Here is an 18978-nt window from a genome sequence, read left to right as displayed (position 1 = left end):
ATGCGTCATGTGCTTTTCCTGGCCGTGCCCTTTGAAAAGGACGACGTCACCCGGGCGCTCGAGAGCGGCGTGGACGCCGTGGTCTGCGAGCCGGACAAGGCCGACGCCGTGCGCGCTCTGGGCCGCGTCGAGGTCCTCGCCCCGGACGACTTCGTGCGCGTGAGGATCGAATCCAAGGCAGACGAGGAGCGCGCGGCCGAGGCCCTGGCCGCTGGCCGCTCCGTCCTGCTCATGGCCCCCTGGGAGATCATCCCGGTGGAGAACCTGCTGGCGGGCAGGAGGGGCGAGGGCGCGCTGCTCGGCGCCGAGGCGCGCTCCCTCTCCGAGGCGCGGCTTGCCGCGGGCGTGCTCGAGCGCGGCGTGGACTTCATCGCGGCCTCGCCCGACGCGGCCATGGAGCTGCCGCGCATCGTCTCCGAGCTGCGCCTCTCGCGCGGCCGCGAGGAGCTGGTGCCCGGCCGCATCGTCTCCATCCGCCCCGTGGGGCTCGGCCACCGCGTCTGCGTGGACACGCTGAGCATTCTTTCGCGCGGCCAGGGCATGCTCACGGGCAACTCCTCGGCCTTCACCTTCCTGGTGCACGCCGAGACCGAGGCCAACCCCTACGTGGCCTCGCGCCCCTTCCGCGTGAACGCGGGCGCGGTGCACGCCTATGCCTTCATGGCCGACGGCCGCACCCGCTACCTCGAGGAGCTGCGCGCGGGCGACGAGGTGCTGATCGCCGGATCGGACGGCATGACGACCACGGCCGTGGTCGGCCGCTCCAAGGTCGAGGTGCGGCCCATGCTGGCCATCGAGGCCGAGGTGGGCGGCAGGCGCGGCGGCGTCTTCTTGCAGAACGCGGAGACCATCCGGCTGGTCAGGCCCACGGGCGAGCCCGTGAGCGTGGTGGCCCTGTCCGAGGGAGATGAGGTATTGGTGCGCCTGGACAAGGCCGGACGCCATTTCGGCATGGCCGTGGACGAGGAGATAACGGAAGCATGAGCGAGAAACGCATCGCGGACGACAAGGTGCTCTCCGCCGTCAGGCGGGAGATCGACGCCATCGACGAGGAAGTCCTGGAACTCCTGAACCGCCGCGCCCGCGTCTCGCGGCGCGTGGGCCGGATCAAGGCGGGCGGCTCGGGGCAGGTCTTCAAGCCCGGCCGCGAGGAGCGGCTGCTGTCCAAGCTCTGCGGCCTGAACCAGGGGCCGCTGCCCGACGAGCACCTGAAGGCCATCTATAGAGAGATCATCTCCTCGTCGCGCAGCCTGCAGCGTACCCTCTCCGTGGTCTATCTCGGACCCGAGGGCACCTTCTCGCACTTCGCGGGGCTGCGCTACCTCGGGGCCTCGGCCGAGTACACGCCGCGCCCGCACATCCCGGGCGTGTTCGAGAGCGTGGCCTCGGGCGAGGCGGACCTCGGCGTGGTGCCCATCGAGAACTCGCTGCAGGGCGCCGTGGGCCAGAGCCTCGATTCGCTGATGCACTACGACGTGGCCGTGCAGGCCGAGCTCTTCGCGCGCATCTCCCACTGCCTCATGGCCAAGGGCGGCGAGCTCTCGGAGATCCGCCACGTCTACTCGCACCCCCAGCCGCTGGAGCAGTGCGGCGGCTGGCTGCGCGCCAACCTGCCGGGCGCGGAGCTGCACCCGGTGGAGAGCACCTCGGCCGCGGCCCGGCGCGTGGCCGCCGGGCGCGGCGCGGGGAGCGCGGCCATCGGCCACGCCCGCCTCGCGGCCATGACCGGCCTCTCCATCCTGGCCGCGCCCATCGAGGACTACCCGGACAACTGGACCCGCTTCTTCGTCATCTCCAAGACGCCCAACAAGGCCGGGGACAACAACAAGAAGAGCTCCATCCTCTTCACCACCCTGGACAAGCCCGGCGCCCTGGCCCTGGTGCTGGACCTCCTGGCCACCCACGGGGTCAACATCACCAAGCTCGAGTCGCGTCCGGTGAAGGGCGAGAAGTGGCGCTACGCCTTCTTCGCGGACCTCGAGTGCGACCTCGGCCTGCCCGAGCTGGCCGCGGTGCGCGAAGGCCTCACGGAGGCCTGCGCCAGCCTCAAGGTGCTCGGCGCCTACCCCGTGGGCCCGCAGATCGACAACAGCCCGGTCATGAACACCCGGGCCGGAGGAGAGGACGCATGAACGCCCCCTTCGTCACCGTGACGGCCCCGCCGTCCAAGTCCCTGTCCCACCGCGCGCTCATCGCCGCGGGCCTGGCCAACGGCGTGAGCGTGGTGAGAAACGTGCTGCGCTCCGTGGACCTGGCCATCACCCGCGGCTGCCTGGAGGCGGGCGGTGTGGAGATCACCGAGCTCGACGGCGGCGGGCTGCGCGTGACAGGCAGGCCCGGAGGCCTCACGGGCGGGGAGCTGCGCGACGGCGCCGCGCCCGTCCTGCTCGAGGTCCACGAGTCCGGCACCACCTGCCGCCTGATCACGGCCGTGGCCGCGGCCGGGCACGGCGTCTTCGAGGTGCGCGGCGCCCCGCGCATGCACGAGCGGCCCATCGGCTCGCTGGCCCAGGCGCTGCACAGTCTCGGCGCCGAGGTGCAGTGGCTGGAGAAGGAGGGCTACCCGCCCCTGCGCGTGCTCACGGCCGGGCTTACGGGCGGCCTCGCCTCGGTCTCGCTCGAGGAGTCGAGCCAGTACCTCTCCGGCCTGCTCCTGGCCGCGCCGCTTGCGCACAAGCCCACGGTGCTCGAGATCGGCGGTTCCAAGGTCGTCTCCTGGCCCTACGTCTCCCTGACCCTGCAGGTCATGGAGGACTTCGGCGTCCAGTTCCACGTCATGAAGCTGGCCGAGAAGGGCGTGCGCGGCCGCGAGCCCAAGTTCCTGCCCGTGCCCTGGCGCGAGATCGAGGAGGCGAGGCCCGGCGAGCTGCGCCTGGCCGTGCAGCCCGCCTCCTACTGGCCGCGCGAGTACTCGGTGGAGGGCGACTGGTCCAGCGCCTCCTACTTCCTGGCCGCGGGCGCCATAGGCCCGGCCGTGGCCGTGGCGGGGCTCAGGCCCGACTCGGCCCAGGGCGACCGCGCCATGTGCGACATCCTCGCGGCCATGGGCGCGCCCGTGTCCGTGGAGGACGGGCTCATCGTCTCCCGGCCGCCCGCGCAGGGAACACTGCACGGCGCAGAGCTCGACATGGGCCGCTGCCCGGACCTGGTGCCCACGGTGGCCGCGCTCGCGGCCTTCGCGCAGGGCGAGACCGTGATCCGCAACGTGGCCCACCTGCGCATCAAGGAATCCGACCGCCTCGCTGCCGCGGCCGCGAACCTCGAGCGCGCCGGGGCCTCGGCCGAGCTGCTCGAGGACGGCATCCGCATCATTCCCCCGAAGGAGGGACGCGCGGGCTTCGCCTCGGGCGCGGTGGACTTCGGCTCCTACGGCGACCACCGCATGGCCATGAGCGCGAGCATCTACGGGCTCGCGGGCATCGACGTGCGCCTGGACGACACTTCCTGCGTCTCCAAGTCCTTCCCGGACTTCTTTACGCGCTGGGCGCCGGTGCTCGCGGCGGCAGGGAGCAGGAGGGCAGGGGCATGAGCGACGGGACCGACGGTTTTCGCTGCGGGCGCGACGCCGACGTCGCCAAGGACGCGCGCGAGATAAACACCATCGCCGTGGTCGGGGCCAGGGGCGAGATGGGGCGCATGCTCTGCGAGCGCGCCCGGGCCGCGGGCATGGCCGTGCGCGAGCTGGACAAGCCCCTGACCGCGGAAGGGGCCGGGTCGGCCCTTCCGGGCGCGGACCTCGTGCTCGTCTGCGTGCCCATCGACGCCGTGGGCCAGGCGCTCGGCATCGTCGCCCCGCTGCTCGACGGCGAGCAGATCCTGGCCGACGTCTGCTCGGTCAAGGTCACGCCGCTGCGCCAGATGCTGAACGCCTACGCCGGGCCCGTGGTCGGCACCCATCCCCTGTTCGGCGGCGTGCTGCCCGAGCCCGAGGACCGGCGCGTCTCGGTCTGCCCCGGCCGCGACGACGCGGCGCGCGAGAGCGTGTGCACCTTCCTAAGGCGCCTGGGCTTCATCCCCTTCGACGTCTCCGCCCGCGAGCACGACAACATCCAGTCCTTCGTGCAGGGGCTCAATTTCGTGACCACGGTGGCCTACCTGGCCACCGTGGCCGCCCAGGAGGGCGTGCTGCGCTTCGTCACCCCGAGCTTCCGCCGCCGCCTGGAAGCGGCGCGCAAGATGTGCCTGCGCGACTCCTCCATGTTCGAGGCAATGTTCGAATCAAACCCGGCCAGCCAGGAGGCTGTCCGAATCTTCCGCTCCCACTTGAACGTGGCTGCGGGCGGCGACGTCGACCTCCTGGTTGAGCGCGCCCGCTGGTGGTGGAGCGACGAAGCCCGCGACCGCGAACAACACGCCAAAGGAGCGGACCATGCGACAGATCAGGCTTAAGCAGCGGGCGAGGTTCCTGCCCGCGGACATCCAGACGCCCATCAGCCTCTATCTGGGGCTCGTGGGCGACGGCCCGGGCATCCTGCTCGAGAGCGCCGAGGTGGACGGCAGGCTCGGCCGCTACTCCCTCATCGCCTGGGACTTCCGCCTGACGCTCTCCTGCCGCGACGGGGGCATGGAGATCCTGGCGGGCGATCCGCGCGTGGCGGGCATCAACAAGCTGCACGGCGAGCCCTTCCTGGACGGCGTGCGCCAGACCATGCAGAACCTGGTCATCGAGCCGCCCGACGAGGCCCCGGACCTGCCGCCCATCACGCGCTCGCTGCTCGGCTACTTCGGCTACGGCATGGCCGGGCTCTTCGAGCCCAAGCTGGCCAGGGTCGTGCCGCCCGAGGAGGCCGAGGCCGTGCTGGTGCTGCCCGCGAGCGTGGTGCTCTACGACCACCTGCACCACCGCTGCTGCTACCTGACCTGGGACGGCGACCCGAGCGGCGACTCCCGGGGGCTCGGCGAGTCCGGCGGCCCGGCCTTCGACACCGCCCGCGTGACGCGGCCCGCCAGGGCGCCCAAGGTCGGCGAGATCCGCGCCGTTCCCGGCCGCGAAGGCTTCATGGAGGGCGTGAACAGGGCCAAGGAGATGATCCGCCAGGGCGAGTGCATCCAGGTGGTGCCCTCCAACCGCTTCGAGGCGGACTTCGAGGGCGACCCCTTCACCCTGTACCGCCGCCTGCGCCAGCTGAACCCCTCGCCCTACATGTTCTACATGAAGCTGCCCGAGGTCTCCCTGGTCGGCTCCTCGCCCGAGCTCCTGGTCAAGTGCCAGGGCGGCAGGCTCGAGACCCGGCCCATCGCGGGAACCCGGCCGCGCGGCGAGACCCCGGCCGAGGACGAGTCCCTGGCCGCCGAGCTGCTGGCCGATCCCAAGGAGCGGGCCGAGCACGTCATGCTCGTGGACCTGGGCCGCAACGACCTGGGCCGCGTGGCCGCGCCCGGCACGGTGCGCGTGGAGAAGTTCATGAACGTGGAGCGCTTCTCCCACGTCATGCACCTGACCTCCTACGTGGAGGCCGAGGCGCGCGACGACGTGGACGCGCTGGACGTGCTGGCCGCGACGTTCCCGGCGGGCACGCTCTCCGGCGCGCCCAAGGTGCGCGCCATGGAGATCATCGCCGAGCTCGAGGGCCTGCCGCGCGGGCCTTACGGCGGCGCCGTGGGCTGGCTCGGCCTGGACAAGGGCCGCGTGGACCTGGACACGGGCATCCTCATCCGCACCATGTGGGTGCGCGGGGGCAAGGTCTCGTGGCAGTCCGGCGGCGGCATCGTCTACGACTCCGTGCCCGAGACGGAGTGGGCCGAGGTGACGAACAAGTCCGGGGCCGTGCGCAAGGTGCTCGAAGGAGGAGGGAAGGGCGATGTTTTTGCTGATTGACAACTTCGATTCGTTCACCTTCAACCTGGTCCAGGCCTTCCAGATGCTGGGCAAGGACCCGAAGGTGGTGCGCAACGACCGCCCCGAGCTCCTGGACATGGCCACGGCGGCCGACCTGGAGATGGTCTGCATCTCCCCCGGCCCCTCGAACCCGGAGAACGCGGGCCTGTGCCTGCAGTTCCTGGAGCGGCTGCCGAAGACCGTGCCGGTCTTCGGCGTCTGCCTGGGGCACCAGATCCTCGGTCACTTCGCGGGCGCGCCCGTGTTCGTGGCCGAGCGCATCATGCACGGCAAGACCTCCCTCGTGACCCACGACGGCAAGGGCGTCTTCACCGGGCTGCCCGACCCCTTCGAGGTCTGCCGCTACCACTCGCTCCTCGTCCCGGCCGAGAAGTCCGACCTGCTCGAGGTCACGGCCCGCACCGTGGATGCGGGCGAGGTCATGGGGCTGCGCTACAAGGACCGCCCCTGGGAGGGCGTGCAGTTCCACCCCGAGTCCATCCTGACGCCGGAGGGCATGAAGCTCCTGGCCAACTTCCCCGACAAATTGGGGCCCGACAACCTGCTGCACCGGGAGGGAGCCGCCAATGGCTGAGATTCGTGAAATACTCGAAACCCTGGCCAAGAGGCGCGACCTCACGGCCGAGCAGGCGGGCGGCGCCTTCGCGGGGCTGCTCGCGGGCGAGATGAGCCCGGCCCAGGCCGGAGCCTTCCTGATGGGGCTGCGCGCCAAGGGCGCGACCGCGGAGGAGCTTTCCGCCGGGGTCGAGGCCTGCCTGGGCGAGGCGCGCCTGGTGCCGAACCTCTCGGGCCCCCGCATCGACACCTGCGGCACGGGCGGCGACTGCCGCAACTCCTTCAACTGCTCCACGGCCGTGGCGCTCACGCTCGCGGCCATGGGGCACAAGGTGGTCAAGCACGGCAACCGCTCGGTCTCCTCGTCCTGCGGCAGCGCGGACATCCTGGAGGCCATGGGCATACGCCTGGACCTGCCGCCCGAGGAGGTCGCGGCCGAGCTCGAACGCACGGGCTTCGTCTTCCTCTTCGCCCCGGCCTACCATCCGGCCTTCAAGCACGTCGTGCCCATCCGCCGCGAGCTCGCCATCCCCACCGTGTTCAACGTCATGGGGCCGCTGCTCAACCCCGCCCGGCCCACGCACCAGCTCCTGGGCGTGGCCGACCAGACGCTCATGCCGCTCATGGCCGAGGTCCTGGCCCGCTCGGGCGTCACGCGCGCCGCCGTGGTCCACGGCGCCGAGGGCTTCGACGAGGTCACGCCCTTCGGCCCCTCGCGCGTGCTCTGGGTCGAGAACGGCACCGTGCGCGAGGACTGCATCGACCCCGCCAAGCTGGGCCTGGGCGGCGGCAGGCCGTCCGACGTCAGCGTGGCCGGGCCGGACGAGGCGCTTTGCGCCATGCGCGACCTGCTCTCGGGCCAGGGCCACATCATCATGCAGCACATGCTCATGCTGAACCTGGCCGTGGCGCTCTACGTGCTGGGCGACGCCCCGGACCTGGAGACCGCGGCCATGCAGGCCCGCGCCGCCGTGTTCGAGGGCGCGGCCGGACGCCGCTTCGAGGTGGCGTGATGACCGGATCGCCACGGCCCGCGGGCATTCTGGAAAAATTCCGCGCCGCCAAGGCGCCTGAGATCGCCATGTTGCGCGAGCGCGAGAAGCGGGGTGCGCTGCCCTCCTTCTTCCTCGGCGGCCGCCCGGCCTTCGCCGCCGCGCTCGCCGCCGCGGCCCCCCTGGCCGTGATCGCGGAATACAAGCGCGCCTCGCCCAGCCAGGGCGACATCAACCTCGGCGCCACGCCGCTTCACACCTGCCAGGCCTATGCCGACGCGGGCGCGGCCGCGCTCTCCATCCTCACCGAGCGGGTGCACTTCAAGGGCGACCCGGACTTCCTCACCGCCTGCCGCCCCGTGGGCCTGCCCATGCTGCGCAAGGACTTCATCCTGGACGAGGTGCAGATCCGCGAGACCGCGGCCACCCCGGCCTCGGCCTTCCTGCTCATCGCGCGCATGCTCCCGGACGCCGGAACGCTCGCGCGCTTCCTGGTGCTCGGCGCGGCGGCCGGGCTCGAGGCCGTGGTCGAGATCTTCGACGAAGCCGACCTGGCCATGGCCCGCGAGGCGGGCAGCCGCATCATCCAGGTCAACAACCGCGACCTCGACACCCTGGCCGTGGACCTCGGCAACGCCGAGAACCTGATGGCCGCCGCGGGCGGCAAGCAGGGGGACGAGGTCTGGATCGCGGCCAGCGGCGTGAAGGGCCCGGAGGATGCCGCGCGGATGGCCCGGGCGGGCTACGACGCCGTGCTCGTGGGCACGAGCCTCATGTCCTCGGCCGATCCCGCGGCCGCCGTGCGCGCCCTTATCGAGGCGGCGCGGGAGGCCGTGGCATGAGCCCGACCGTCCTGCCATGCGGCCGCTCCCTGATCGTCAAGATCTGCGGCCTGACCCGCCCGCGCGAGGCCGTGCTCGCGGCGCGCCTGGGCGCGGACTGGCTCGGCTTCATCTTCCATCCCGGCAGCCCGCGCTACGTGGCCCTGGCCGTTCCGGCCTCCCTGGAGGGGCTGCCCGCAAGGAAGGTCGGCGTCTTCGTGCATCAGGAGGCGGGCGAGGTGCGCGCCGCCATGGACGCGGCAGGGCTCTCCATGGCCCAGTTGCACGGCGGGCAGGACCCGGAGTTCTGCCGCCGGGTGGGGGCTGAGCGCGTCATCCGCGTCTTCTGGCCCGAGCGGCACCCCACGCGCGAATCGCTCATGGAGGAGATGCACGCCTTCCGCGACGCGGCGGCCTACTTCCTCCTCGACGCCGGGACCTCCGGTGGCGGCCACGGCCGCGCGCTCGACCCGGCCTTCCTCGAAGGGCTCGAGAGCCCCGTGCCCCTCATCCTGGCGGGCGGCCTCTCCCCGGAGAACGCCGCGCGCGCCGCGGCGCTGCCCGGCATCGCGGGGCTCGACGTGAACTCCGGCGTGGAATCCGCGCCCGGGGTCAAGGACATCGCCAAACTGGAAGCGCTCTTCCATCTTCTCAAACAGGAGCAACCCTCATGACCCCGAAGAAAGACACGACCCCGACCGACTCCGGCTACTACGGCGAATTCGGGGGCCGCTTCGTGCCCGAGCTGCTCATGCCGCCCGTGCTGGAGCTCACCCGCGCCGCGCAGGAGATCGTCGCCTCCAAGGAATTCCAGGACGAGTTCACGGCCATCCTGCGCGACTACGTGGGCAGGCCGAGCGCCCTCTACCACTGCCCCAACATCTCCCGCGAGCTGGGCCTCGAGTTCTGGCTCAAGCGCGAGGACCTGAACCACACCGGCGCGCACAAGATCAACAACACCATCGGCCAGGCCCTGCTGACCAAGAAGATGGGCAAGCCGCGCATCATCGCCGAGACCGGCGCGGGCCAGCACGGCGTGGCCACGGCCACGGCCGCGGCCATGCTCGGCCTGGAGTGCGTGGTCTACATGGGCGAGATCGACGTGGAGCGCCAGGCGCACAACGTGCGCCGCATGGAGCTTCTCGGCGCCACGGTCGTCCCGGCCAAAAACGGCACCAAGACCCTGAAGGACGCCGTGAACCTCGCGCTCAAGGACTGGATCGCCAACCAGCGCACCACCCACTACTGCATCGGCTCGGTCATCGGGCCGCACCCCTTCCCCGAGCTCGTGCGCGACTTCCAGGCCGTCATCGGCCTGGAGGCCAAGGAGCAGTTCGCCGCCCGCACCATGGGCCGCCTGCCCGACGCCGTGGTCGCCTGCGTGGGCGGCGGCTCCAACGCCATGGGCATGTTCCACGCCTTCGTGCCCGAGACCTCGGTGCGCCTCATCGGCGTGGAGGCCGCGGGCACCGGCGAGCCCGGCTGCTACCACTCCTCCTCGCTCTCCCAGGGCACGCCCGGCGTGTTCCAGGGCACCCTGACCAAGCTCCTGCAGACCGAGCAAGGGCAGATCGAGCCCTCGCACTCCGTGGCCCCGGGCCTGGACTACCCCGGCGTGGGCCCCGAGCACGCCTGGCTGCAGGCCACCGGCCGCGCCGAGTACTACTGCCTGAAGGACGACCGCGCGCTCAACGCCTTCTTCGTCCTGTGCCGCAAGGAGGGCATCATCCCGGCGCTGGAATCCTCCCACGCCGTGGGCTGGGTGCTGGACAACGCGGACAGGCTGCCCAAGGGCGGCAACGTCATCGTCTGCCTCTCCGGACGCGGCGACAAGGACATGGGCATCGTCGAGGAGGTCCTGGCCAAGGACCCCTCCGCGTATTCCGACATCTATTCGGCCAAGTACGCCGTGAAAGGCCCCAAGGAGGGGAAATAGCATGGGCTCGCTTCTCACCACGCGCATCGAGGAGGCCAAGGCCAAGGGCCGCAAGGCCGTCATCCCCTACCTGCCCTTCTGCCACCCGGACTGCGAGCGCTTCTGGACCGAGATCGAGGGCATGGACGCGGCCGGGGCCGACGTCATCGAGGTCGGCGTGCCCTTCTCCGATCCCGTGGCCGACGGCCCGGTCATCGAGGAGGCCGTGAACGAATGCCTCGAGCGCGGCGCCTGCCTCAAGGGCATCCTGGACGGCCTGGCCGAGCGCAAGGGGAAGCTGCACGCCGCCATCGTGCTCATGGGCTACGTCAACCCCTTCATGCAGTACGGCTGGGAGAAGTTCGCGGCCGATGCCGCCGCCGCCGGGGTCTCGGGCCTCATCGTCCCGGACCTGCCCTACGAGGAGGCCGGGGAGATAAAGGCCCTCCTGCGCGCGCAGGGGCTGGACCTCGTGCCCCTGGTCGGGCTAAACACATCCGCCGACCGCCTCGCGCTCTACGCCGAGGACGCCTCGGGCTTCGCCTACTTCGTCTCCGTGCTCGGCACCACCGGCGCGCGCGACAGCCTGCCCGAGGAGGTCTTCGAGAAGCTCACGCTCGCGCGCAAGGCCTTCACCGTGCCGCTCGCGCTCGGCTTCGGCATCAAGACCCCGGAGCAGGCCGCGCGCTTCGGCGACCTGGCCGACGCCGTGGTCATCGGCAGCGCCATCGTCAGCCACACGAAGGCGGGCGGCAGCGCGGCACAGTTCCTCGCGCCCTTCCTCAAGTAAGGGCGCGGGGCAGAGCCTCAAACAGGGAGTCAGCATGGGCCATCGCTTCATCCCGCACCTCTCGGCCGACGAGCTGGCCGCGCGCCAGCTCGAAGGCCTCAAGTGGACCGTGAACCACGCCTTCGAGAACTCGCCCGCCTACACCCGCAAGCTCCGCGACATGGGGCTGCGCCCGGGCGACGTGAAGAGCCTCGACGACCTCTCGCGCCTGCCCTTCACCAGCGTCGAGGACCTGCGCGAGGGCTACCCCCTGCCGCTCCTCGCCGTGCCCGAGGAACAGGTCGTGCGCATCCACGGCTCGTCCGGCACCACGGGCAAGCGCAAGGTCATGGCCTACACCCAGAAGGACGTGGACACCTGGAAGCACATGATGGCCCGCTGCTTCGAGATCGCGGGCTGCACGCCGCTCGACCGCGCCCAGATCTGCGTGGGCTACGGCCTTTGGACCGCGGGCGCGGGCTTTCAGCTCGGCTGCGAGCACTTCGGCGCCATGGCCCTGCCCGTGGGCCCGGGAATGCTGGACATCCAGGTCCAGATCCTCACCGACCTCGGCGCCACCGTGCTCTGCTCCACGGCCTCCATGGCCCTGCTCATGGCCGAGGAGGTCGAGAAGCGCGGCCTGCAGGACCGCCTGAAACTGAAGCGCGGCATCTTCGGGGCCGAGCCCCACACCCCCAAGATGCGCGAACGCTTCGAGGCCCTGCTCGGCCTCGAGGACTCCTTCGACATCGTGGGCATGACCGAGCTCTACGGACCCGGCACCGGCCTGGAATGCCCGGCCCACGACGGCGTGCACTACTGGGCCGACCTCTACATCCTGGAGATCCTCGACCCCGAGACCCTGCGCCCCGTGGCCCCGGGCGAGATCGGCGAGATGGTCGTGACCAGCCTGTGCAAGGAGGCCTCGCCGCTCATCCGCTACCGCACCCGCGACCTCACCCGCCTCGTGGAGGGCGAGTGCTCCTGCGGCTGCTCCATGCCGCGCCACGACAAGATCCTCGGCCGCAGCGACGACATGATCATCGTGCGCGGCGTGAACGTCTACCCCGGCCAGGTGGCCGAGGTCCTGGGCCGCTTCCCCGAGCTGTCCAGCGAATACCAGATCGTGCTCACCCGCGTGGAGGGCAAGGACTACATGGCCGTCAACGTGGAACGCGGCGCAAAGGACCTCTCCGGCAACGACCCCGCCCTGGCCGCCGCCGTGTCCCAGGCCCTGCACAAGGCGCTCCTCGTCTCCGCCAAGGTCGGCGTCCTCGACCCCGGCGAACTCCCCCGCACCTTCGCCAAGACCCGGCGCGTCCTCGACGAACGCCAATAGGCCGCCCGGGGCGCTGAAAAAGCGCCATCTGCCGCGTTGCCGCGAAAAGCTCAAGCCCTCGCGTATGTCACAATACGCGTCGGACTTGAGCTTTTCTTGCGCCTTGCATCTGACGCTTTTTGAGCGCCCCGGGAAATGCGGTGCGCCCTCCGCATCATCTTGAATTTTTCTGCTCGCGTCGCAGGGGGCGGACCGATCTGCCGGTGCGGCCATGTCCGGAATCTTCGCGCGGTCTTTCTGTGAATGGACACGCCCAGGCGACCTGTGCCCGGCCGTCAGTCGTGTCGTATGCGAAGGGGGTCGAGGCAGAGCCTCGCGCAGGAGAGTCCAGAGAGGGGCGCGCAGCCCCTCGCTGGCCGCCGGAGGCATCTTCGTCAGTCGCTCACGCAGTCGTTGCCCTTGAGGCTCCATTTCTCGACTTTGCCTGTGGCCTTGTCGACCACGAAGGTGGTGCGGCATTCGAGGAAGATGGTCTGGGTGGGGGTGCCGCCGTAGGAGGTCATGTAGGAGGTGTCCCCGGCGTGGCGGGTCTCGTAGGTCGCGGGGGAGCCGGGGAAGATGGCCGTGCGTTCCTTCTTGTAGGTCAGGAACTTCTGGGCGGCGGTCTCGTACACGGCGTCCGGCGCGCCCCAGGCCGTGACCAGGGCCGCCTCGTTCATGCCCACCCATTTGTCGAGCTGTTCCTCGTACTTCGCCCGCGTGGCGCAGCCCGCGAGCAGCAGCACGAGCGCGAGAATCGTCACAGACCCCATGAGATGCCGCATGCCGGTCCTCCTCGATTACTGGAATCTACTGGAGGGGCGAGCGGCCTGCAAGAGGGAAGCGGCCTCCCGGCGCATCTCTTCCCAGCGGCCAGCCACGCCCAGGCTTCGTTCATCCATCGTCCGGCGTGCCGCGTGCGAAACGGGTCGAGGCCGCGCCTCGCGCAGGGGGTGTCCAGAGGGGGGCGCGCAGCCCTCCCTCTGGCCGCCGGAGGCAGGCCGCGCCTACCGTGCCCGCGCGGTGAAGAAGAAGCGGGGGAAGTGGAAGATGACCTTACCGTCCGCCTGCAGCGGGTATTCCTGGGCCACGCGGGCGTGGACGTCCTGCTCGAACTCCCTGGCGCGGGCCTCGTCGAGGGCGGCGAGGTAGGGGCGCAGGCCGGTGCCGCGGTACCATTGCAGGATCGCGGCGTGCGAGTCGAGCACGTGGTGGTAGGTGGTGTCCCACAGGCTCAGCTCGTCGCTCATGGCGGCGAGGATGTCGTAGTAGTCGCCGGTGGGCAGGGTGTGGAAGAGGCGCAGGCCGGAGAGTTCCGGGCCCCATTTGGGGCCGGTGGTCAGCTCGCGGATTATGCGGTGGATGGGCGCGCGCTCCGTGAGGGGGATCTGCACGGCGAGCACGCCGCCGGGCGCGAGGCGCGCCATCAGGGAGCGGAGCAGGGCGGGGTGGTCCGGCACCCACTGGATGCAGGCGTTGGAGAAGACCACGTCGAAGTCCGCGCCGAGGCTCGCCAGGTCGCGGCTCGCGTCGCACAGGCGGAAGGCGAGTTCCGGGTGCGCGGCCGTGGCCGAGGCGATCATCTCGGCCGAGCTGTCCACGCCGAGGATGGAGGCGCCCGGAAAAGCCCGCGCCAGGACCTCGGTGCTGTTGCCCGGCCCGCAGCCCACGTCGAGGACCTTTTTCGGCCCGGGATGCTCGATGCGCCGCGTCAGGTCGATGGACGGCCGGGTGCGCTCGTTCTTGAACTTCAGGTACTGTCCGGAATCCCACGTCGCCATGCGGCCGCTCCTTGCGCGGCGTGCCGCCGCGTCGGATGTCCCTTTCTCTGGGACTTTTCGCTCAGGCTATCCCCTGCGCCGCGCAGCCGCAATCTCCTTTCCCGCGCTGAGCGCGTATTCTTACTTTATCATTAATCACGGTTAAGAAATCGTCCGGCGAGAGCCTGGGCTGCCGGTGCGCGGCCGCGGCGATGGTTACGGCCCGGTGGAATGTCACGCGATCTATCCGCTTCGGCAACAGTCCCGTCACAATCGAGACCGGCTTCGGGCTTATGGTCTTTCCGCCTGAATCCTGACGATGCCGAAAGGGGCATCCGCATTTTTCGCAAACGTCCAAGGAGGACTTCGACATGCGCATCGACAAAATCTGGCGGGCGGCCCTGGGCTGCCTCATGGGACTGGCCCTGCTCGGCGGAACGGCCATGGCCGGGGAGATCACCGGCGCGGGCGCCACCTTCCCGTACCCCGTCTACGCCAAGTGGGCCCAGGCTTATGAGCAGAGCTCCGGCGTCAAGCTCAACTACCAGTCCATCGGCTCCGGCGGCGGCATCAAGCAGATCGAGGCCAAGACCGTGGGCTTCGGCGCCTCGGACAAGCCGCTGGAGGCCGCCGAGCTGGACAAGCAGGGCCTGGTGCAGTGGCCGCAGATCATGGGCGGCGTGGTGCCCGTGGTCAACATCAAGGGCGTCAAGCCGGGCGAGATCCGCCTGAGCGGCAAGGTCCTGGCCGACATCTACCTGGGCAAGATCACCATGTGGAACGACGCCGCCATCGCCAAGCTGAACAAGGGCGTCAAGCTGCCCGCCCAGGCCATCGCCGTGGTGCACCGCTCCGACGGCTCCGGCACCACCTTCAACTTCACCAACTACCTCATCAAGGTCAGCCCGGAGTGGAAGGACAAGGTCGGCTGCGACACCTCCGTGGAGTGGCCCGTGGGCATCGGCGGCAAGGGCAACGAGGGCGTGGCCAACTTCACCGCCCGCACGAACGGCTCCATCGGCTACGTCGAGTACGCCTACGCCCTGCAGAACAAGCTCGCCTACTGCATGATGCAGAACCAGGCCGGAAACTTCGTGAAGCCGAACAGCGCGTCCTTCCAGGCGGCCGCGGCCAACGCCGACTGGCTGCACACCCCGGGCATGCACGTGGTGCTGACCGACCAGCCCGGCAAGGACAGCTGGCCCATCACCGCCGCCAGCTTCATCCTCATGCACAAGTCCCAGGAGAACCCGGAGCAGGCCAGGGAGATCCTGAAGTTCTTCGCCTGGTCCTTCAAGAACGGCGGCAAGATGGCCGACTCCCTGGACTACGTCTCCATCCCCAAGAACGTGGTCGAGACCATCGAGACCATGTGGTCCAAGGACATCAAGTCCGCTTCCGGCGAAGCCGTCTGGAAGTAGGGTAGTCCCGACCCCATGGATTACGATCGGATGGAGGACCTGGACCGGACAACCGGACGAACGCAGGCCGAAGTCGCCGGGGCGGTGGTCGCCACCGCCCCGGCTCCGGCGGGCTGGAGCGGACTGGAGCCCAAGGGCGCCTCTTTCGAGTCCGCCTTCGTCTGGCTGACCCGCTCGGCCGCGATCCTGGTCATGCTCGTGCTGGCCGGGATCTGCGCCGTGCTGCTCATGGACAGCTTGCCCGCCCTGCGCACGTTCGGCCTGTCCTTCCTCGTCAGCTCGTCGTGGAACCCGGTCACCGTGCGCTTCGGCGCCCTGGCCCCGATCTACGGCACCATCGTCACCTCACTCATCGCCATGCTCATCGGCGTGCCCCTGGCGCTCGGCTCCGCGCTCTTCCTCACGGAGCTCTGCCCCCACCGCCTGCGCGGGATACTGGGCACGGCCATCGACCTGCTGGCCGCCGTTCCGAGCATCATCTACGGCATGTGGGGCCTGTTCGTGCTCGCCCCGTTCATGGCCACCTACGTGCAGCCCTTCGTCATCGAGTACATCGGGCCCATCCCGTTCATCGGCGCCCTGTTCCAGGGCGCGCCTTACGGCATCGGCATCTTCACGGCCGGGCTCATCCTCGGCCTCATGATCCTGCCCTTCATCGCCTCGGTCAGCCGCCAGGTCTTCGCCACCATGCCCCCGGTCCTGCGCGAAGCGGCCTACGGCGTGGGCGCCACCAACTGGGAGTTCAGCCTGCGCGTGCTGATCCCCTACGCCCGCTCCGGCCTCTTCGGCGCGATCATGCTCGGCCTCGGCCGGGCGCTGGGCGAGACCATGGCCGTGACCTTCGTGGTGGGCAACGCGCACCGCATCGCGCTCTCGCTCTTCAAGCCGGGCACCACCATCTCGGCCACCCTGGCCAACGAGTTCACCGAGGCCGTGGGCGACGTCTATCTCTCGTCGCTCCTGGCGCTCGGCCTCATCCTCTTCCTGCTGACCTTCGTGGTCCTCTTCGTGGCCCGCTCCATGCTCCGCCGCATAGGCAGCAAGGTATCCGCATGAAACCGGACATGACCCTCATCGCGCGCCGCAGGGCGCTGAACACCGTGATGATGGCGCTGTGCGTGGGCGCGGCCCTCGTCGCCGTGGCCGTGCTGGCGCTGGTGCTGGAAAAGCTCGTGGCCGCGGGGGCATCGTCCCTCTCGCCCGCCATCTTCACGCAGGGCACGCCCCCGCCGGGCTCGTCCGGCGGGCTCTTCAACCCCATCCTCGGCAGCCTGATGATGACCCTGGTGGCCGTGCTCACGGCCGCGCCCGTGGGCGTGCTGGCCGGGACCTACCTCGCGGAGTACGGCCGCAGCTCGAAGCTCGGCAGCGCCGTGCGCTTCCTGAACGACACGCTGCTCTCCGCCCCCTCGATCATCATCGGCCTGTTCATCTACGGCGCCATGGTCGTGCCGCAGGGCCACTTCTCGGGCTGGGCGGGCTCCCTCGCCCTAGCCCTCATCGCCCTGCCGGTCATCGTGCGCACCACCGAGGACATGGTCGGCCTCTTGCCCGACTCCCTGCGCGAGGCCGCGGTGGCGCTCGGCTGCCCCTACTGGCGCGTCATCGTCAGCGTCGGCTGGCGCGCCGCGCGGCCCGGCATCCTCACCGGCATCCTCCTCGCCGTGGCCCGGGTCAGCGGCGAGACCGCGCCGCTGCTCTTCACCTCGCTCAACAACCAGTTCACCTCCACGAACATGAACGCGCCCATCGCCAGCCTGCCCGTGGTCATCTTCCAGTTCGCCATGAGCCCCTACGAGGACTGGCAGACCCTGGCCTGGACCGGGGCGCTCATCATCACCGCGGGCGTGCTCGTGCTGAACGTCACGGCCCGCGCCATAACCTCGAGGAACATGCACCAATGAACACCGACGCCGCCCCTGCCGCCAAGCTCAGCGTGCGCGGCCTGAACTTCTACTACGGCGACAAGCACGCCCTGAAGGACGTGAGCCTGGACATCGGCGACCGCATGGTCACCGCGCTCATCGGCCCGTCCGGCTGCGGCAAGTCCACGCTTTTGCGCGTCCTGAACCGCATGTACGCCCTCTATCCGGGCCAGCGCGCCGAGGGCGAGGTCGTGCTCGACGGCCGCGACATCCTGACCCTGTCCGGCGACATCAACACCCTGCGCGCCAAGGTGGGCATGGTCTTCCAGAAGCCCACCCCCTTTCCCATGTCCATCTACGAGAACATCGCCTTCCCCGTGCGCCTCTACCGGAAGCTCGGGCGCCGCGACATGGACGAGGTCGTGGAGACCTCGCTGCGCAAGGCCGCGCTCTGGGACGAGGTCAAGGACAACCTGCGCCAGAGCGGGCTGTCGCTGTCCGGCGGCCAGCAGCAGCGGCTGTGCATCGCCCGGGCCATCGCCATCCGGCCGGAGGTGCTGCTCATGGACGAGCCCGCCTCGGCCCTGGACCCCATCTCCACCGGCATGATCGACGAGCTCGTGCGCGAGCTGTCCGCCGACTTCTGCGTGGTCATCGTGACCCACAACCTGCAGCAGGCCGCGCGCGTCTCGGACCGCACCGCCTTCATGTACCTCGGGGAGCTCGTGGAGTACGACTCCACCGAGAGCATCTTCATGAACCCGGCCCACGAACGCACCAAGAACTACGTCGCGGGCCGCTTCGGCTAGACGCGCATCCTCCGGAGAAAGACATGCTCGACGGACGCCACATCTTCAGCGGCATAGACAAGGACCTCGGCCACATCGACCGGCTCCTCGTCCTCGTCTGGGACCTCGTGGAGCGCCAGTGGCAGGCGGCGCTCGGCAGCCTGCCCGCGGGCGAGCAGATCGTGGCCGCCAACACCGCCAGCCGCGAGACCTCCATCAACGACCTCGGCCGCGAGATCGAGCGCAGCACCACCCGCTTCCTGGCCCTGCGCCAGCCCATGGCCGACGACCTGCGCTTCATCATCGCGGCGCTGCGCATCTCCATCGACCTCGAGCGCGTCGGCGACTACGCGGCCAACATCTCCAAGCGCGCCGCCATCGCCTGCGTCACGCCCGGCAACGCCTGCGTCCACTCCGTGCCCCGCATGGCCCAGATGGTCCTCGAGATGCTGCGCAAGCTCCAGCAGGACTACGTCAGCCGCCAGCTCAGCCTCTCCGAGGGCGTCATCGAGATGGACAAGGAGGTGAACGCCCTCTACGAGCAGGTCTTCGCCGAGGTCCGCGCCCAGATGGCGCAGGACCCCGCCATGATCGAGACCTGCACCGAGCTCCTCTTCATCGCCCGCAACATAGAGCGCGCGGGCGACCACGCCAAGAACATCGCCAGGCACCTCTACCTCCTCTTCTCCGGCAGCCCCTACCCGGACGACGCGCCCGACGGCGGCAAGCACGACTGAGCAGGGCGCCAGCCTGAGAGACGCGGAAAAGAGGCGGGAAAGGATCCCTTCCCCTCCTTTCTCGCACCCGATCCTCCTCACCTCAAGCTTCCTGGTTCGATCAGCGGGGGCGTCCGGTCTCAGGGGCCGGGCGGTCAGGTCATGGAGGGCGCGGCTATGCGCAGCAGGCGGGCATGACGAGCGGGCCGTTCCTTGCGC

19 protein-coding genes are annotated in these 18978 nt (G+C 70.0%); 17 read left to right on the top strand and 2 right to left on the bottom strand.

Annotation, left to right across the window (positions count from 1 at the left end; translation table 11 throughout):
- The 12 genes from DSX2_RS17090 to DSX2_RS17035 are packed head-to-tail and all read left to right on the top strand — an operon-like array spanning position 1 to position 12230.
- Positions 1 to 984, top strand: a complete 984-nt coding sequence (locus DSX2_RS17090) for a 3-dehydroquinate synthase II (RefSeq protein ID WP_020882255.1) — start codon at positions 1 to 3, stop codon at positions 982 to 984.
- Complete coding sequence (gene pheA, locus DSX2_RS17085) at positions 981 to 2132, top strand: prephenate dehydratase (protein ID WP_020882254.1); 1152 nt, start codon at positions 981 to 983, stop codon at positions 2130 to 2132. Before DSX2_RS17090 ends, pheA begins: the two co-directional genes overlap by 4 nt.
- Positions 2129 to 3529 carry a 3-phosphoshikimate 1-carboxyvinyltransferase gene (locus DSX2_RS17080; protein WP_020882253.1) on the top strand — a complete coding sequence of 467 codons (1401 nt, stop codon included), beginning with the start codon at positions 2129 to 2131 and terminating at the stop codon, positions 3527 to 3529. The genes pheA and DSX2_RS17080 overlap by 4 nt, the downstream gene beginning before the upstream one ends.
- Positions 3526 to 4389 (top strand): prephenate dehydrogenase/arogenate dehydrogenase family protein, encoded by an 864-nt coding sequence (locus DSX2_RS17075; protein WP_020882252.1) that lies wholly within the window; start codon positions 3526 to 3528, stop codon positions 4387 to 4389. The genes DSX2_RS17080 and DSX2_RS17075 overlap by 4 nt, the downstream gene beginning before the upstream one ends.
- Complete coding sequence (locus DSX2_RS17070; protein WP_020882251.1) at positions 4370 to 5818, top strand: anthranilate synthase component I family protein; 1449 nt, start codon at positions 4370 to 4372, stop codon at positions 5816 to 5818. The genes DSX2_RS17075 and DSX2_RS17070 overlap by 20 nt, the downstream gene beginning before the upstream one ends.
- Positions 5802 to 6413 carry an aminodeoxychorismate/anthranilate synthase component II gene (locus tag DSX2_RS17065; protein ID WP_020882250.1) on the top strand — a complete coding sequence of 204 codons (612 nt, stop codon included), beginning with the start codon at positions 5802 to 5804 and terminating at the stop codon, positions 6411 to 6413. Before DSX2_RS17070 ends, DSX2_RS17065 begins: the two co-directional genes overlap by 17 nt.
- The gene (gene trpD / locus DSX2_RS17060) at positions 6406 to 7407 is read left to right on the top strand and encodes an anthranilate phosphoribosyltransferase (protein ID WP_020882249.1); all 1002 of its coding nucleotides are present in this window, start codon (positions 6406 to 6408) and stop codon (positions 7405 to 7407) included. Before DSX2_RS17065 ends, trpD begins: the two co-directional genes overlap by 8 nt.
- On the top strand, positions 7407 to 8228 hold the full coding sequence (locus DSX2_RS17055; RefSeq protein WP_020882248.1) for an indole-3-glycerol-phosphate synthase: 822 nt from the start codon (positions 7407 to 7409) through the stop codon (positions 8226 to 8228). The genes trpD and DSX2_RS17055 overlap by 1 nt, the downstream gene beginning before the upstream one ends.
- Entirely contained in the window at positions 8225 to 8881 is a 657-nt protein-coding gene (locus tag DSX2_RS17050) for a phosphoribosylanthranilate isomerase (RefSeq protein ID WP_020882247.1), read from the top strand. Before DSX2_RS17055 ends, DSX2_RS17050 begins: the two co-directional genes overlap by 4 nt.
- Complete coding sequence (gene trpB, locus DSX2_RS17045) at positions 8878 to 10143, top strand: tryptophan synthase subunit beta (RefSeq protein ID WP_020882246.1); 1266 nt, start codon at positions 8878 to 8880, stop codon at positions 10141 to 10143. Before DSX2_RS17050 ends, trpB begins: the two co-directional genes overlap by 4 nt.
- A 1-nt stretch (position 10144) precedes the next feature.
- A complete protein-coding gene (gene trpA, locus DSX2_RS17040; RefSeq protein ID WP_020882245.1) occupies positions 10145 to 10912 on the top strand; it encodes a tryptophan synthase subunit alpha in 768 nt (255 codons plus the stop codon).
- Between the two features lie 34 nt (positions 10913 to 10946).
- Positions 10947 to 12230, top strand: coding sequence for a phenylacetate--CoA ligase family protein (locus DSX2_RS17035; protein ID WP_020882244.1), 1284 nt, complete (start codon positions 10947 to 10949; stop codon positions 12228 to 12230).
- A gap of 374 nt (positions 12231 to 12604) precedes the next feature.
- Here the strand turns inward: DSX2_RS17035 and DSX2_RS17030 are convergent, their stop codons facing one another.
- Together DSX2_RS17030 and DSX2_RS17025 are read right to left on the bottom strand one after the other, a co-directional pair.
- Positions 12605 to 12994, bottom strand: coding sequence for a hypothetical protein (locus DSX2_RS17030; protein ID WP_020882243.1), 390 nt, complete (start codon positions 12992 to 12994; stop codon positions 12605 to 12607).
- 222 nt (positions 12995 to 13216) lie between these two features.
- A complete protein-coding gene (locus tag DSX2_RS17025) occupies positions 13217 to 13990 on the bottom strand; it encodes a methyltransferase domain-containing protein (RefSeq protein WP_020882242.1) in 774 nt (257 codons plus the stop codon).
- Positions 13991 to 14340: 350 nt separating this feature from the next.
- Here DSX2_RS17025 and pstS point away from each other — a divergent pair, with 350 nt between their 5' ends.
- The 5 genes from pstS to phoU are packed head-to-tail and all read left to right on the top strand — an operon-like array spanning position 14341 to position 18780.
- Positions 14341 to 15390, top strand: coding sequence for a phosphate ABC transporter substrate-binding protein PstS (gene pstS / locus DSX2_RS17020; RefSeq protein WP_020882241.1), 1050 nt, complete (start codon positions 14341 to 14343; stop codon positions 15388 to 15390).
- Positions 15391 to 15405: 15 nt separating this feature from the next.
- Entirely contained in the window at positions 15406 to 16446 is a 1041-nt protein-coding gene (gene pstC, locus DSX2_RS17015; RefSeq protein WP_201764426.1) for a phosphate ABC transporter permease subunit PstC, read from the top strand.
- Between the two features lie 8 nt (positions 16447 to 16454).
- Positions 16455 to 17294: a phosphate ABC transporter permease PstA gene (gene pstA, locus DSX2_RS17010; protein ID WP_152513010.1), complete on the top strand. Its 840-nt coding sequence runs from the start codon at positions 16455 to 16457 to the stop codon at positions 17292 to 17294.
- On the top strand, positions 17291 to 18064 hold the full coding sequence (pstB, locus tag DSX2_RS17005) for a phosphate ABC transporter ATP-binding protein PstB (RefSeq protein WP_020882238.1): 774 nt from the start codon (positions 17291 to 17293) through the stop codon (positions 18062 to 18064). Before pstA ends, pstB begins: the two co-directional genes overlap by 4 nt.
- Before the next feature lie 23 nt (positions 18065 to 18087).
- On the top strand, positions 18088 to 18780 hold the full coding sequence (phoU, locus tag DSX2_RS17000; protein WP_020882237.1) for a phosphate signaling complex protein PhoU: 693 nt from the start codon (positions 18088 to 18090) through the stop codon (positions 18778 to 18780).
- Positions 18781 to 18978: the final 198 nt, after the last annotated feature.

The organism is Desulfovibrio sp. X2, from assembly GCF_000422205.1.
GTDB lineage: Bacteria > Desulfobacterota > Desulfovibrionia > Desulfovibrionales > Desulfovibrionaceae > Alkalidesulfovibrio.
The sequence above is the reverse complement of the archived record's forward strand: the minus strand, read 5'-3'. Positions and strand labels throughout refer to the sequence as shown.